Consider the following 1,057-nt stretch of genomic DNA (forward strand, 5'->3'; position numbering starts at 1 on the left):
CTAGAGCATCGTACGATTAATCCGGGGCACATCCTGCCGCTTTGAAGAAGTTCCAGCATTCGGCTCGATTGAAGAGGTTGCATATTGAACCGAGGGCTTCTGTCAGGGCGTCGAAAGTCCTCGCTTCCGCAGCTCTGAGATGCGCCTTGATCTTGGAGAATGCCATCTCGATGGGGTTGAGGTCAGGGCTATAGGGCGGCAGAAAGAGGAACCATGCGCCGTAATCCTGCAGAATTTCTGCGGCTCTTTTGCTTTTGTGGACGGCCAGATTGTCGAGGATGACGACATCGCCGCGAGACAGGGTGGGCGCGAGCTGGGTCTCGATATAGGCATCGAAGGCGGCGCGGTTCATGGGGCGGTTGACGATCCATGGTGCGGTGAGCCCGAAGCATCGCAGTCCGGCGATAAAGGTCTGGGTTCCCCAATGGCCGAACGGTGCATCCATATGCAGCCTTTGACCACGCGGGCAACGACCGCGCAACCGCACCATCTTCGTATTGACCGAAGTTTCGTCAATGAAGACAAGACGATGCGGTTCCAGTCGCATTCTTGGCTGGCGCTTGGCAATCCAGATGTCGCGATCAAGTCGGACCGCCGCGCGTGCGCGCTCCGATGCCATCAGGGCTTTTTTTATATGTGAACCCTGCCGCCACAAGGATACGCGACAACGACGAAGGAGGAGCCCGAACGCCATGCTTCTCGTAAAGTTTGTCGGCCAGTTCAGGCATGGTAACGTCGGGCTTGAGCTCCACCTGAGCGACCAGGAAAGACAGATAGGCCGCAAGTTTGCCGCTGCCCGGCGGCCGGCCTTGGCGGGGTGGCGACAATGATCCTGTCTTGCGGCGGCGCTGCATCACGCGAATGGCAGTGCTGTCACCAATGGCGAAACGACGCGCCGCCGACCGGCAGGAGTGTCCTGCCTCAACCATCGCCACAACCCGTTCGCGAATATCCTGAGAATGTGATTTGCCCATGAAACACCTCCAATCAGAAGGGAATCATGAAAACCGGAAATCTCAAAATCCCAACGATTCACGTTTTCGGTACGATGCTTTAG

General features: G+C 57.2%; 1 protein-coding gene. It reads right to left on the reverse strand.

Annotation, left to right across the window (positions count from 1 at the left end):
- Positions 1-16: 16 nt before the first annotated feature.
- Positions 17-974, reverse strand: a protein-coding gene (locus E8Q41_RS25075; protein WP_137158300.1) for an IS630 family transposase whose coding sequence is annotated in 2 segments (ribosomal slippage) — positions 17-622 and positions 624-974 — 957 coding nt in all. Because the reading frame shifts where the segments join, the coding sequence is not laid out codon by codon here.
- Between the last annotated feature and the right edge of the window lie 83 nt (positions 975-1,057).

It is taken from the genome of Rhizobium sp. FKL33 (assembly GCF_005222915.1).
Taxonomy (GTDB): Bacteria; Pseudomonadota; Alphaproteobacteria; order Rhizobiales; family Rhizobiaceae; genus Rhizobium_E.